The sequence below is a fragment of the Bacillus timonensis genome (assembly GCF_000285535.1).
GTDB classification, from domain to species: Bacteria; Bacillota; Bacilli; order Bacillales; family Bacillaceae_L; genus Ferdinandcohnia; species Ferdinandcohnia timonensis.
The window spans coordinates 363,804-378,288 of sequence record NZ_HE610988.1; the positions used below are offsets into that span (position 1 = coordinate 363,804).

Consider the following 14,485-nt stretch of genomic DNA (forward strand, 5'->3'; position numbering starts at 1 on the left):
AATTCTTCTGGGTCTTCGACAATCCAAAGGTTTTCTTCTATTTCTGTAAGTATCTCATCGCTCATTTTATGACAAGCCAATTCGATACATGATTTTTCGAGTGAATGTTTTGTTTCAATGAGATCATTCTTTGTTTTATCTCCTTGGATGATGAAGGTACCTAATAAATGAATCAATTGATGATCTCCAAAATCCTTTAGAAACGTACCTTCTCCTCTTTTCGTCTCAATGAGCCCTAATAACTCCAATGACCTTAGCGCTTCCCTAACAGAGGAGCGCCCTACATCCAAACGGTCTGATAGTTCTCGTTCTGACGGAATTTTATCCCCAGCGGAAAGTCCATCATCTTGAATGATGGACCTAATTTGCTTAACGATTTCAATGTAAACCTTAGAATTAGGAGCTGTCACTATATCTCATCCAATCACCTAATGCATATTCCTGCCACTTTTATAAAAACAGAGGACTTCTGCTGAATAAAGTTATTCAATAATTGCTAAACGGCGTGTCTTCTCAGCAACTTCTTCGGGATTAACAGTGATTCTTGCTACACCTGTTTCCATTGCTGCCTTAGCTACACTTGCTGCAACTGCTGGCGCAACACGTGGGTCAAATGGAGCAGGGATAACATAATCTGAACGTAGCTCCTCTGTTGACACCAATGATGCAATTGCTTCCACTGCTGCAATTTTCATTTGTTCATTTATATGAGTAGCTCTAGCATCTAAAGCCCCTCTAAAAATTCCCGGAAAAGCGAGTACATTGTTGACTTGGTTTGGAAAATCGGATCTTCCAGTTCCAACAACCTTAGCACCAGCTTCTAATGCCACATCTGGCATGATTTCAGGATTTGGATTTGCCATAGCAAAAATAATTGAATCTTGGTTCATCGTTTTTACCATGTCCGCTGTAAGTGCACCTTCAACAGACACACCAATAAAGACATCTGCATCCTTAAGGACATCCGCTAAAGATCCCTCTAAGCGATTACGATTTGTGTATTTTGCTACTTCTGCTTTTACATCATTCATTCCAAAGGTACGGCCATCATAAATTGCACCTCTTGAATCACACATAATAATGTCACGGACTCCATAGCGGTATAAAAGCTTAATAATTGCAATTCCTGCAGCACCTGCTCCATTTGCAACAACTTTTATTTCAGACATTTTCTTTCCAACGAGCTTTAATGCATTTACTAGTCCCGCTACTGTCACAATAGCGGTACCATGCTGATCATCATGAAAAACTGGAATATTTGCTTCTTTTTTTAGACGTTCTTCAATGACAAAGCAATTCGGTGCAGCGATATCCTCTAAGTTGACTCCGCCAAAAGTCGGCTCTAAAAGTTTTACTGTTTCCACAATCTTATCAACATCCGTTGTGTTTAAACAAATTGGAAATGCATCTACTCCTGCAAAGCTCTTAAACAAAACAGCTTTTCCTTCCATAACAGGAAGAGCAGCTTCTGGACCAATGTTTCCTAAGCCTAGCACTGCTGTGCCATCAGAAACAACAGCAACCATATTCCCCTTCATTGTGTATTCAAATACTTTGGACTTATCATCGTAAATAACCTTACATGGTTCAGCTACTCCAGGGGAATAAGCTAGACTTAAATCCTTTGCATTTCTAACTGGAATTTTTGATTTTGATTCAAGTTTTCCCTTATGAATTTGATGAATATGTAGAGCTTCTTCTCTTAGAGTCATTTCCCTTTTTTCACTCCTTGTTTATAAAGAAAAATTGGCAGTCTTAAAGGATGCCAGATGTACCCTTGTCCATCAAGTGTTTTCCAAAAAACTAGTAAATTAGAATTTCCTTATTTTCCAAAAAACAGTGGTATGGCCACTTGGCTTTTCTATTACAATATAACATAAATGAGGTTCATGTAAAGATTTATGTTATTGAAAGACTATTGTAAGACCACATTTTCAGGTCCCAACAATTCCTTAATTTGGGATAAAAATTCTGAACTTGAATTTACCCATAGCTCTTGTTGAAGCTGAATTGTCTTTTGTGTTTCCTCGTAATAAAGAACAACTGGGATTTCACCAGGATATTGTTTGAATAATTCTTTTAGTTCCATAAAAACCTGATCTATCTGATTTCTTTTCCCCATTCTTATAAAGAGTTTCTTTTCTTCTTCTACCATCTCCACTTTATCAGGCAGGGCTTGAGCCTGGTTAATAATTAACTGCAATTGATTGTTTCGACTTTCAACCTTACCCTTGACCAATACTAGTGCATCATTTTTTAAGAGCTTGGCTGATTGTAAGTAGGTCCTTGGAAATGCAACCCCTTCTAATTCGCCCGTTTCATCACTGATGGTTAAAAAGGCCATTACCTCACCCTTTTTCGTCCGTATTGTTCTCTCTTTCGTGATGAATCCACCTATAACCACATTTTGATGTAAATACAATGAAGCCTCCGCTATCGAAATCGCTCCGTTTTTCTTTAAATAAGTCGAATACGAAGTAATTGGATGACTTGATAAGTAAAAACCCAGTGCCTCTTTTTCAAAGCGAAGTTTTTGCATTTCCTTAAAAGGTTCAACCTCAACATATTTTGGTTTAAGTCCGAATTCATCCTCAAAAAACATCTCAAATTGATTTTCATCATCTTTTGGACGAACAAGTTCTGCATGCTCAAGTGCAACGTCTAATGTAGCTAATAGAGTTGCTCTGTGTTCTCCAAACTCATCAAATGCTCCTGAACATATTAATGCCTCTAATGTTCGACGGTTAATGCTCCTCATCGAAGTTCTAACACAGAAATCAAATAGGTCTGAAAAAGGTTTGACCTTTCTTGACTCGATAATTTCCTTAAGAGCTGCAACCCCTACGCTTTTAATCCCTGCCAAGCTAAATCGGATTGCCTTTTTCTCCACGATAAATGGATAAAAGCTTTTATTAACTGATGGCGCCAGGATTGTTATTCCCAATTGTTTAGATTCACGAATATATTGACCAAGCTTTTCATCATTACCAATCACACTCGTGAGAAGGGCTGCCATAAAATAGAGTGGAAAGTTTGCTTTTAAATAGGCAAGCTGATAAGCAATCATACTGTAGGCAACGGCATGACTCCGATTAAAACCATAGTTGGCAAATCGGACAATTAAATCATAAATTTCATTTGCGGTTTTTTCGGTGTAGCCTTTTTTCAAACTTCCCTGAACAAAATGCTGCCGCTCCTTATCAAGTACCTCTTTCTTCTTTTTACTGACAGCTCTTCTTAACAAATCGGCTTCACCAAGACTAAATCCTGCCATCTTTGAAGCAATCTGCATAATTTGCTCCTGATACACTATAACTCCGTAGGTCATTTGTAGAATGGGTTTCAGGTCAGGGTGTGGGTATTGAACTTCTTCACGCTTATGTTTTCGTGCAATATACAATGGGATATTTTCCATTGGACCAGGTCTGTACAAAGCATTTACCGCCACAATGTCTTCTAAAACATTCGGCTGTAACCTTGCTAAAACACTCCTCATCCCGCTTGACTCGAGCTGAAAAACCCCAGTTGTATCCCCTTTACTTAACAAGGCAAATGTTTTGTGATCATTTAATGGGATGGTTGAAAGGTCAATGCTTCTTCCAGTACCTCGCTGAATCATGGATTGAATATTATCGATTAATGTTAAGTTTCGAAGTCCAAGAAAATCCATTTTTAAGAGGCCAATTTCCTCTAATATATCCATCGGGAATTGTGTTAAATAAACATCATTATGTCCCTCTTGAATGGCAATCAAATCTGTCAATGGCTGTTCACTAATGACAACCCCAGCAGCATGTGTGGAGGTATGTCTTGGAAGACCTTCAATTTTTTTGGCTGTTTCAAAGATTTTGCGGCCGATTTCAATGTTTTGAATATATTCTCGTAATCCTTGTGATTCTTCATAGGCTTGTTGCAGAGTGATTCCAAGCTTACTAGGTACTTGTTTGGCAAGAAAATCGGCTTCTTTAGGTGAAATTCCCATCACTCTTCCAACATCACGGAGTGCCGCCCTTGCAGCCAATGTTCCAAAAGTAATAATTTGAGCAACGTGGAGTCTGCCGTATTTTTTCGAAACATATTCAATCATTTCATCTCGTCGGTTATCAGGGAAATCTATATCAATATCCGGCATTGATATTCTTTCAGGGTTTAAGAATCGCTCAAATAACAGTTGATGTTCAATGGGGTCAACATCGGTTATGTGTAAGACATATGCAACCAGTGATCCTGCAGCAGAGCCCCTCCCAGGACCTGTCACAATTCCATTCTCATGGGCATACTTCATAAAATCCCAAACAATTAAAAAGTAATCACTAAAATTCATCCTTTTAATGACGTCTAGCTCATACTGAAGTCGTTCTAGCTGTTCATCGTTTGGATTTTGATACCTTTCATTAAGCCCTTTAAGACAAATGCGAGATAAATAATCCTCTGCAGTTTCATTGTTTGGAACAGGGTATTTTGGTAATGCAAATTTTCCTAATTCAATTTTCACATTACAAAGTTGTGCGATACGTAACGTATTTTCAAGAACTTCTGGAGTATCGAAAAAAAGTTCGGTCATTTCTGATGAAGACTTTAAATAATATTCTTTACTTGGAAGAACTACTCTGTCTTCATCAGATAATTTTGTCCCATTTTTAATAGATAATAAACATTCATGGGCAAATGAATCGGCTTGCTCTATGTATTGAACATGATTGGTAGCCACTACGGGAACCTGTAGTTCCGCTCCAATTTGGAAAAGTTTTTCGTTAATTACTTCTTCCTCTCGTAAACCATGGTTCTGGACAGCTAAATAAAAACTTTCCTGTTCAAATATTTGTTTATATAAATTGGCTCTTTTTAAAGCTTCTTCATACTTTCCATCCTTAAGACTTTGTTCGATGTCCCCTTCAAGGCCTGGCGAAATACCGATCAACCCTTCACGATATTGTGTTAACCATCTTCGCGGGATTCCATCCTTCGACTTAGTCTGAATCGCACTACTAATTTTTAATAGATTTTGATATCCTTTATTGCTTTTTGCAAGTAATACTATCGGATAAGCTACGTCATGTTCATGTTCTTCTTCCGATAATACGGAAGCTGTCATGCCAATGATTGGCTTGATTCCATGCTTTATGCATTCTTTGTAAAAGGCTATCGCTCCATACATTACATTTTCATCAGTTAACGCTAAAGCTTTAAACCCTAGGCTACTTGCTTTTTTAACCAAAGCATCAACTTTTGCTGCACTCGATAAGAGGCTAAAGGCGCTTTGAACCTGAAGATGAACAAAAGGCAACGAAATCACACCTTTCTCTGACTTTTTTCGTCCTATTTTGTACTTCAATTATAGTCTTATTTACCAAACAAGCAAAACAAAACTCATAGTGTGCTGAGTTTGTCCATATACATATAGTAAATAGCTTCGTCAATTTAACGACTAAAAAAGAGGGTGTCCAAATGGAAGTAAAAGAGGCGTTTATGCCTGCATTTATTCATAGTTTTTTTATTGCGCTTGGGGTCCTTTTAGGCGGTTCCCTAATCGGAGGGCTTGGTGCTTTTATTTCTGGTCAGGCACCTTTATCTGAAATTTATTCCGTAGCCAGCAAGTTAAAGATTTGGGCACTCGTTGCTGCAATTGGTGGAACATTTGATGCTTTTTATAGTTTTGAACGAGGGATTTTTCTTGGTCAAACAAAAGATGTCTTTAAGCAATTCCTTTTAATTGTATCAGCAATGGGGGGAGCACAGTTCGGTTGGAAAATAATTGAGTGGTTTACACAGGAGCATATTTCGTAAATGAGAGTTCCACCTTATCATCAAAAACCTGGTTGGCAACGATTTTTTGCAGGAGTTGTGGTTGGTGCATTAATAAGTTGGTTTGTCTTTTTATTTCAGTTTGGCGTGTTACAGGATAAGCAAATTCAATTAATTGCAAAACAAGAAAGTAAAATTAGTGAATTAGAAAAAAGTAAAGACATTCTTATTGATGATGTAAAACGATTGAACGAGGAAAATAAAAGTAAACTTAAAATTCAAGACTTTAATGTAGTGTTCGCAAATCGAAAAAAATTCGACCTTAGTTCACTTAATCTTCACATCATGAAAACTGCTGTGATTGAGGACCTCAACGATTTAATTGGTAAGGATATTCAATCCGTCTCAAAAAACAAAGAACTCCTTTTTAGGACAATCGAGAATCGCGAATATGAATTGGACGATAAAAAGTACAAACTCAAAATACATACAGTCTTTTTTGATACAACACTTGATATCTCGCTAAATATTGAATTGGTTAACTAATTTAGCTTCCGTCCAGGAGGCTTTTTTTCGTAAAAAGTGAATATTTTGTTACAAATATGTTAAAATCTTTAGAAAATTTAAAAATCATGTGGCATTTTTAGGCAAAAATGAAATAAAATAAAACATAATAGGAGGGAAAAATGTCATGTATATTAACCGAAGAAAACTTTTAAATGAAAAAATGGCGCGAATTAAAAATGGCTATTCCGCATATGCAGAGTCTCCAGATGTTGTAAATGCAATAAAGAAAGAAATCCAGGCATTAAATCTAAATGTTCTTGAAGAAGTTACCGAAATAGGCTCGTGGTTTATCCCGATTAAGGCAGAAAGCTAATAAAGTCGCACACTAAGGGAGCGACTTTATTTTTTTGAGTTTTTTAGCTTTCTTGATTGCAAACTTCCTGCAAATCAGCGATGACTTCATCAACCTCTTGCCAAGAATAGATTGTGGCTCCTGATGCAAGTGGATGACCACCACCATTATATTTCTTTGCTACTCCATTGATTACTGGTCCTTTAGAGCGAAAGCGAACTCGGATTTGATTATTTTCCTCCACGAAAAACACCCATACTTTGATATTTTCGATATTTCCTAAGTTACTAACAAGCTGTGAAGCTTCTGTTGGCGTAACATTATATTCATTCAAAATCTTATTAGAAATTACCATTGATCCGACACCATCTTTAGTGACTTTATAATTCTGATAGACATAACCACTAAGGCGTGCGACATTTTCCTTGGTTTTATACAAACTCTCGTAAACACCAGGAAAATGGAAGCCATATTTAATTAATTCTCCCGCATAGGTAAATGTCTTTGGGTTTGTACTAGGAAATAAAAATCTCCCCGTGTCTCCGACAATTCCAGCAAAAAGAAGTCTTGCAGCTTCCTTTGAAAGGGTTAATCCTTGTTTTTTTCCTTCACGGTAAAGCTCATAAATCATTTCACTACAAGAGCTAGCATCCGTATCAACCCATAAAAGGTCCCCATAAGGCTCTTCATTCGGATGGTGATCAATTTTAATGATTTTTTCACCTAAACGATACCGTTGATCTGAAATCCTTCCCTGGTTTGCGGTGTCGCATACAATCACTAATGCGCCTTCGTACACTCTATCGGGGATTACGTCCATTTCCTTAAGAAAGAGTAACGAAGGTTCATCCTCACCAACAACATAAACATTTTTAGTAGGAAATGAGGCTTTCAGTATTTCAGCAAGGCCGCCTTGTGAACCATAGGCATCGGGGTCTGGTCGTACGTGGCGGTGAATGATTATATTATCAAATTCGTTTATGTTTTTTAGAATAGTTTGAATCATTTTAGTTCTCCTTTTTATTCTATTTCTTCACATTCTATTCACTAGCATTTTGGTTAGTTTCTAAGTTACAATGGGAATAGCAATTTAGAATTGGAGGAAGATTCCTATGCAAATACTTGTTGTTTTAATCATTTTTGCACTTGTCTTTTATTTTTATTATAAAACAAAATACTTCCGTACAAGACGTCCAGCAGAAAAACAATGGCTCTCTGCGAAGTCTAGTATGGCTTTGGGATTATTCGTTGCTCTCTTTGGCTTAAATGCATTTTTCGTTCATCCATCTACAATCTCATATGTAATTGGTACTATTCTTATAGTAGTGGGTGGCGGTAGTGTCTGGGCAGGTTTCCGTGCCTATAAGCATTATCTGCCATTTGTTATGAAAGAAGCAGAACAACAAAACTAAAGAAAAGACGCGTAACTGCGTCTTTTTTGGTTTTGTCTATAAGTTATCTATCAATTAATTGTGCCATCATCATTGCTTTTCCCACAACTACTCCACCATTAAAAACCTCTACATCAACCTTACCAAATCTTCTCCCAACCTCTAAAACTCTTGGATGGATTTCCATCATACTATCAATTTGAACAGGTTTCATAAAATAAACCGTCATGTTTTCGATGACCAAATCACCTTTTTTAAACGATTTTAACACTCTGTTGGCTGCTTCAGTGACAATGGTTGTAAATACACCATAGGAAACAGTCCCCAAATAATTTGTCATTTGTGGGGTTACCTCACATTGATAAATGGCCTCACCATCAGCGGAAATATCCACTAGCTGATTTGTGACAATATCATCGATAGTTTCACCCACCTGTGGTTGACGCCCAACCATCTGCAATGCTTTTAATACATCCTGACGGCTGATAATCCCTTGTAATCGATTCGACTGATCCACGACAGGAAGCATTTCTATTCCTTCCCATACCATCATATGTGAGACAGATGCAACAGAAGTTTTTTCATTAACGGTCATTGGATGTTTTGTCATCACTTTTTCAATAGGTGCATTTGGGTCCTGACCCATAATATCCTTTGCAGTAACCATCCCTACGACTTTTGAGTGAGTATCAATTACAGGATATCTGCCGTGCCCCGTTTCAGAATTATGCTGGTACCATTTATCCACTTTATCGGAAAGTTGAAGGCTAACAGTCTCTGTTTTCGGTGTTAAAATATCTTCAACCAATACAATTTCTTTTTTTATGAGCTGATCGTAAATGGCTCGGTTAATCATGGTTGCTACGGTGAAGGTATCATAACTACTTGAGATTATTGGCAACTGGAGCTCATCCGCCAGCTTTTTCACAGAGTCATCTGTATCGAAGCCACCAGTTATTAATACAGCAGCTCCTGCATTTAATGCATATTCATGTGCCTTTGTACGGTTACCGACAATCAATAGATTTCCTGCTCCTGTATAACGCATCATTGCCTCAAGTTTCATCGCACCAATAACAAATTTATTTAAGGTTTTATGTAGTCCCGCTTTTCCCCCAAGCACTTGTCCATCAACAATATTGACCACTTCAGCGAAGGTCAGCTTTTCAATATTTTCTTTCTTTTTGCGTTCAATCCGAATTGTTCCTACACGTTCGATCGTACTTACATAACCTTTGTTTTCCGCATCTTTTATGGCGCGGTAAGCTGTCCCCTCACTCACCTTCATATCTTTTGCAATCTGTCGTACCGATATTTTTTCACCAATCGGAAGTGTGTCAATATACTGTAAAATTTGCTCATGCTTCGTCGCCAAGCTCTTCACCCTCTAATAATCATTCTATGTCTATTTCCGTAAATTTCTTATCTTTATTATACGGGTGAAGGACATTTTATTCAATTTTATGTTAGTAATTGCGCATTCTTTGTCTTCGTTTGTTTGACGCTACTTGCGGATTTGTCACTTTTTGAGTAGATTTTGGGTTATACAATAAACCAATTAGATTTCCACTGATAACAATGAGGGCAAAAACGAGCCACGAGATTGCAAAAATCCCTTCTAATCCCTCAGCTCCAATCGTTAATCTAGGCACTCCATAATAAAGTAGGACACCACATAGCAACAAACATAGTAATAGTCGATTATGCATACCCTTTCCTCCTTTACACATGCTTGTATCATTCTATGAGGCAAGCAATAAAAAAAGACGTGATTCTCACGCCTTTATTTGAGGATATAATACTCGTATTACAATTCAATTGCTTCTCCAGCTGATAAAACTTTTCCATCCGCGGACGTCAGTCTTGAGACAAAATTGTTTGCATCCTGTTTGATAACAGGGAAGGTATTATAGTGGATTGGAACAACGTTTTTTGCTTTTAGCCACTCCGCTGCAATTAAGGCATCATCTGGCCCCATTGTAAAATTGTCCCCAATAGGAAGAAAAGCAACATCAATGTCATTGAGTTCACCAATTAATTTCATGTCATAAAATAACGCGGTATCCCCTGCATGATAAATCGTCTTTCCTTCGGCGGTAAATAAGATTCCACCTGGCATACCTGTATACACGAACCCCTGTTTCTCAGGAAGTTCTATGCTTGAACCGTGGAAAGCAAGCGTGAACTTTACCTTCCCAAAATCAAATTGATGCGCACCCCCGATATGCATCGGATGTACATTTAACCCTTGCCATCCTAAATAGACAGCAAGTTCGTTTGGAGCTACGACAAGACTTGAGTTTCGCTTAGCAAGTTCAACCGTATCCCCAACGTGATCTCCGTGACCATGTGTAAGTAAAATAACATCGACTTTTTCTTCTGATGCTTTTAAATCTGTACTAGGATTTCCTGTAATAAATGGGTCGATAATAATTGTTTTTCCACCTGTTTCAATTTTCACTACAGAATGTCCATGATAGGATACTTTCATATGTATCTCCCCTTCCAAGATAATGTAAAGACATTATATTACTTCTTTTTAATTGCTTACTTTCCTTCTTTTTTATACCCTTTTCCTACATAAAACAAACCCTAAATTCCTTTCATTATCTAAGCCTTACCTTTCTCTTCAATGCACAAAATGCTAAAATAACTATATTCCCTATTATTAAAAAGGAAGTGTCCATTAATGAATCAACGATTACAACAGCTTTCAAGCTGGTTAACAGAAAAGAACATTACATGTAGTTTTGTTACCTCTACTCCAAATGTATTTTACTTAACAAACTTTTATACGGATCCACATGAAAGACTCCTTGGATTATTCGTTTTCCAAAATGAAGAACCAATCTTGATTTGTCCAAACATGGAGATCACCCAAGCACGTAAAGCAGGCTGGGAATATGAAATCATCGGATATAGCGATACCGATAATCCTTGGGAGCTTATCCAAAACTCACTTTCAAAACGAAATGTAACGGTATCCACTTTAGCGCTCGAAAAAGAACATTTAACCGTTGAACGATTTGAACAAATTACAAAATTATTTCCTTCTTCGTCTTTTGTCTCTGCTGAAGAAAAATTACATACCTTACGCATGATTAAAGATGAGAAAGAGGTTTCTATTCTTCAAGAAGCAGCAAAATTTGCCGATTATGGGGTAGAAGTTGGAGTGCAGGCAATCGCGGAAGGAAAATCTGAATTAGATGTACTTGCAACAATTGAATTCGAGTTAAAGAAAAAGGGAATTAGACAGATGTCATTTGATACAATGGTTTTAACAGGGGTGAAGACCGCAGCGCCTCACGGAAAACCAGGACTTGAAACAATCAAAAAAGGAGATTTAGTCCTTTTTGATTTAGGTGTTGTTCTTGATGGATATTGTTCAGATATTACAAGAACTGTCGCGTTTGGAGAAATCTCTGAAAAACAACGTGAAGTGTATGAAACTGTATTAAATGCTCAGCTAGCTGCTGTTGATGCTTGTAAACCGGGAATAAGGGTTGGCGATATCGACAGAAAGGCACGTTCAATTATTTCCGATGCTGGCTTTGGAGAGTATTTCACACACCGAATTGGTCATGGTCTTGGAATTGATGTTCATGAGTTCCCTTCCATGAATGAAACAAATGATTTGCTTTTACAAAAAGGGATGGTCTTTACGATTGAACCAGGAATTTATGTTCCTGAAATTGGTGGCGTTCGGATTGAGGATGATATGATTATCACCGCGGATGGTGCAGAAACACTTACTAAATTCCCTAAAGAACTTATCATTAAATAAGGACCCAGTAGGGTCCTTTTTAATTAACTGCATTTTCTTCCTCTTCAAATTTCGAACAAAGATATTCAAACAACTTATGGTTAAAATTATCTTGGTTACGTACATAATCAAATAAAATATCATATTGCTCTTTATTATCCTGAAGACTATTTAAAACCTTAAAAAATAATTCCCTTTGTTCGGTTATGGTATCTACGATTTCCTGATCCTTTTGGTCCTTTACGTCAAAGTGTTTTGAAATGGTTTCATTTTTTACCTCATGTTTTTTTAGGGTGGCAATAATTTGCTCAAATTGCTCCTTTACTAGATTCATATTTTCAGAAACTTTGTTATTGAATACCTCTTGATTTTTAACAATTTTACCAAGAACCTCAAGCTGCTCTTTATTATCGACTTGCTGTTTGAATGCTGTCTCATTGAACTTTTCTTGTTTCTTCATAAATCCAACAAAAACCTCCAATAAGTTTTTCTGTTCGGTCATCTTTTTAGAAAACTTTTCATTTTTCTCCATTTGATTTTGTTCATATTTGAAAAATAGCCTTTGCAATCCCTTTTGTTCTTCTGCTAATTGCTTAATTAGCCCGTCATTATTTTTAATATATTGTTTAATGGTTTCATTATATTTTTCCTGGAGTTTAATATGCTCGGATACAAAATTTGAATAATAGGTTGATTGATTCGTCATTCTTGGAGTCGAAGAATCTGGTTGATGAACATAGGGTGCTAATGAGCCATTATAAAAAACGGATGAACCCATAATCATGCACTCCTTTACAATTTGTAATGTTACCCTTTTAGGCCCTTATTCATCTTATTTTTATGCATTAAAATTGGTGACAATGATAAAGAACGAGTAAAAACATAAAGGATACCTACTAAAAAGGTATCCCCTAAATGTTATCGGCTCTCTAAAAGTGTATTTGCATTTGAATAGGATATTCCATGAGCTTCTGCTACCGCCTTATAGGTTACATATCCATCCAACGTATTAATTCCTTTAAACAAGGCATCATTTTCCATACATGCTTGTTTAAAGCCTTTATTTGCAATTTGCAACGCATATGGAACCGTTACATTTGTCAGTGCAAAAGTTGACGTACGTGGTACTGCTCCAGGCATATTCGCAACTGCATAGTGGACAACATCATGCTTGATATAAGTCGGGTTATCATGTGTCGTAATTCTGTCTGTTGTTTCAAATATCCCACCTTGGTCAATTGCAATATCCACGACAACTGAACCTGGTGCCATTGATTTAATCATTTCTTCCGTGACAAGTTTAGGTGCCTTTGCTCCAGGAATGAGTACTGCACCGATTACAAGGTCTGATTCCTTAACTGCTTCTGCAATATTCAGTGGATTTGACATAAGTGTTGTTACATCCGATCCAAATACATCATCGAGCTGGCGAAGACGTTCCGGATTTAAATCTATTATGGTCACTTGAGCACCTAGACCAACTGCCATTTTAGCTGCATTTGTACCTGCAACTCCTCCACCAATGATTGTTACTTTACCACGATGAACTCCAGGGACACCTGCTAATAAAATTCCTTTTCCACCATGCGGCTTTTCTAAAAATTGTGCACCGATTTGTGTTGCCATTCTACCTGCAACCTCGCTCATCGGTGTTAACAACGGCAGGGAACGGTTTGGTAGTTGAACGGTTTCATAAGCAAGCCCAATTACTTTTTTCTCAACAAGGGCTCTTGTTAATTCTGGTTCAGCTGCTAAATGTAAATACGTAAATAAGAGTAATCCTTCACGAAAATATTGATATTCCTCTGGAAGTGGTTCTTTTACTTTCATCACCATGTCCATTAACCATGCTTCATTTGCTGTGTCTACAATCGTAGCCCCTGCAACGACATATTGTTCATCCGTAAACCCAGAGCCGCTCCCAGCATTTGTCTCTATATACACTTCATGACCAGAGCTTACAAGATTTACAACACCAGCCGGCGTCATTGCTACGCGGTTTTCATTATTTTTAATTTCCCGAGGTACACCAATTCGCATGAAACAACACTCCCCTACTTATTATCAGTAATCTTCATTCCCTTATAAGTTCAAATTCTATTATAACAGGTGTGAAAACACTTACATAGTAGTATTTTTGTTCCTAATAATCAAGAAAAAGTTCACTATTTATACAAGGTTATTTTTCTTTTTAACTGAAATTCGGTGCTATACTAATAGTAGAAAGACCATTTCTATATTTAGGGGGCTAAAAAAATGCTAGTTACCTATAAAAAAGTTCTTGTGGCTGTTGATGGTTCTAAAGAAGCTGAATGGGCTTTTAAAAAAGCAATCGACGTTTGTAAGCGATACCATTCAGAGCTCATTATTACTCATGTGATTGACTTAAAGCAGTTTGCGGCGATTGGTGCAATACAAAGCAATCTAACCGAACAATCAGAGCAGTATGGAAAAGATTTACTTACCCAATATAAGGATATTGCTAGTGAATCAGGGATTGAGGATATAGAAACTATACTAGAATTCGGATCACCAAAAATAAAAATCCCAAAAGAAATTGCGCCAAAGCATCAGGTTGATTTAATCATTTGTGGTGCAACTGGTCATAACGCTGTTGAACGTTTCCTTTTAGGGAGTGTTTCTGAGAACATTACACGTTATGCAAAATGTGATGTGATGGTAGTACGAACTGAGAAAGATTTTTTAACATATAAAACACAAAAAAAA

The 14,485-nt window shown here is 37.1% G+C and carries 15 protein-coding genes; 6 read left to right on the forward strand and 9 right to left on the reverse strand.

Going from position 1 to position 14,485, the window contains the following annotated elements:
* The 3 genes from BTHG_RS25435 to BTHG_RS19385 all read right to left on the reverse strand — a co-directional run.
* The coding region (locus tag BTHG_RS25435; protein WP_010678402.1) for a FadR/GntR family transcriptional regulator at window positions 1-410 on the reverse strand (410 nt) is incomplete at its 3' end.
* A 72-nt stretch (window positions 411-482) separates the two neighbouring features.
* Window positions 483-1,712 (reverse strand): NAD(P)-dependent malic enzyme, encoded by a 1,230-nt coding sequence (locus BTHG_RS19380; RefSeq protein WP_010678403.1) that lies wholly within the window; start codon window positions 1,710-1,712, stop codon window positions 483-485.
* A gap of 203 nt (window positions 1,713-1,915) precedes the next feature.
* Window positions 1,916-5,287: a DNA polymerase III subunit alpha gene (locus BTHG_RS19385; protein ID WP_010678404.1), complete on the reverse strand. Its 3,372-nt coding sequence runs from the start codon at window positions 5,285-5,287 to the stop codon at window positions 1,916-1,918.
* Window positions 5,288-5,448: 161 nt separating this feature from the next.
* Here BTHG_RS19385 and BTHG_RS19390 point away from each other — a divergent pair, with 161 nt between their 5' ends.
* The 3 genes from BTHG_RS19390 (at window position 5,449) to BTHG_RS19400 (ending at window position 6,625) form a co-directional block, all read left to right on the forward strand.
* Complete coding sequence (locus BTHG_RS19390) at window positions 5,449-5,787, forward strand: YtrH family sporulation protein (RefSeq protein WP_010678405.1); 339 nt, start codon at window positions 5,449-5,451, stop codon at window positions 5,785-5,787.
* Window positions 5,788-6,291, forward strand: a complete 504-nt coding sequence (gene ytrI / locus BTHG_RS19395) for a sporulation membrane protein YtrI (protein WP_010678406.1) — start codon at window positions 5,788-5,790, stop codon at window positions 6,289-6,291.
* A gap of 145 nt (window positions 6,292-6,436) precedes the next feature.
* Window positions 6,437-6,625 carry a hypothetical protein gene (locus BTHG_RS19400; RefSeq protein WP_010678407.1) on the forward strand — a complete coding sequence of 63 codons (189 nt, stop codon included), beginning with the start codon at window positions 6,437-6,439 and terminating at the stop codon, window positions 6,623-6,625.
* Window positions 6,626-6,668: 43 nt separating this feature from the next.
* Here the strand turns inward: BTHG_RS19400 and BTHG_RS19405 are convergent, their stop codons facing one another.
* Window positions 6,669-7,610 carry a DHH family phosphoesterase gene (locus BTHG_RS19405; protein WP_010678408.1) on the reverse strand — a complete coding sequence of 314 codons (942 nt, stop codon included), beginning with the start codon at window positions 7,608-7,610 and terminating at the stop codon, window positions 6,669-6,671.
* A 106-nt stretch (window positions 7,611-7,716) separates the two neighbouring features.
* Between BTHG_RS19405 and BTHG_RS19410 the strand changes: the two genes are divergently transcribed.
* Window positions 7,717-8,016, forward strand: coding sequence for a YtpI family protein (locus BTHG_RS19410; protein ID WP_010678409.1), 300 nt, complete (start codon window positions 7,717-7,719; stop codon window positions 8,014-8,016).
* 43 nt (window positions 8,017-8,059) lie between these two features.
* Here the strand turns inward: BTHG_RS19410 and BTHG_RS19415 are convergent, their stop codons facing one another.
* From BTHG_RS19415 to BTHG_RS19425, 3 genes are all read right to left on the reverse strand, one after another.
* Window positions 8,060-9,370: a CBS domain-containing protein gene (locus BTHG_RS19415; RefSeq protein ID WP_010678410.1), complete on the reverse strand. Its 1,311-nt coding sequence runs from the start codon at window positions 9,368-9,370 to the stop codon at window positions 8,060-8,062.
* A 91-nt stretch (window positions 9,371-9,461) separates the two neighbouring features.
* A complete protein-coding gene (locus BTHG_RS19420) occupies window positions 9,462-9,704 on the reverse strand; it encodes a hypothetical protein (protein WP_010678411.1) in 243 nt (80 codons plus the stop codon).
* A gap of 98 nt (window positions 9,705-9,802) precedes the next feature.
* Entirely contained in the window at window positions 9,803-10,486 is a 684-nt protein-coding gene (locus BTHG_RS19425) for a metal-dependent hydrolase (RefSeq protein WP_010678412.1), read from the reverse strand.
* Window positions 10,487-10,684: 198 nt separating this feature from the next.
* Between BTHG_RS19425 and BTHG_RS19430 the strand changes: the two genes are divergently transcribed.
* Window positions 10,685-11,779, forward strand: coding sequence for a M24 family metallopeptidase (locus BTHG_RS19430; RefSeq protein ID WP_010678413.1), 1,095 nt, complete (start codon window positions 10,685-10,687; stop codon window positions 11,777-11,779).
* Between the two features lie 19 nt (window positions 11,780-11,798).
* Here BTHG_RS19430 and BTHG_RS19435 read toward each other — a convergent pair whose 3' ends face one another.
* Window positions 11,799-12,536 carry a hypothetical protein gene (locus BTHG_RS19435; protein ID WP_010678414.1) on the reverse strand — a complete coding sequence of 246 codons (738 nt, stop codon included), beginning with the start codon at window positions 12,534-12,536 and terminating at the stop codon, window positions 11,799-11,801.
* Between the two features lie 140 nt (window positions 12,537-12,676).
* Window positions 12,677-13,798 carry an alanine dehydrogenase gene (gene ald / locus BTHG_RS19440; protein WP_010678415.1) on the reverse strand — a complete coding sequence of 374 codons (1,122 nt, stop codon included), beginning with the start codon at window positions 13,796-13,798 and terminating at the stop codon, window positions 12,677-12,679.
* 216 nt (window positions 13,799-14,014) lie between these two features.
* Between ald and BTHG_RS25440 the strand changes: the two genes are divergently transcribed.
* The coding region (locus tag BTHG_RS25440) for a universal stress protein (RefSeq protein ID WP_010678416.1) at window positions 14,015-14,485 on the forward strand (471 nt) is incomplete at its 3' end.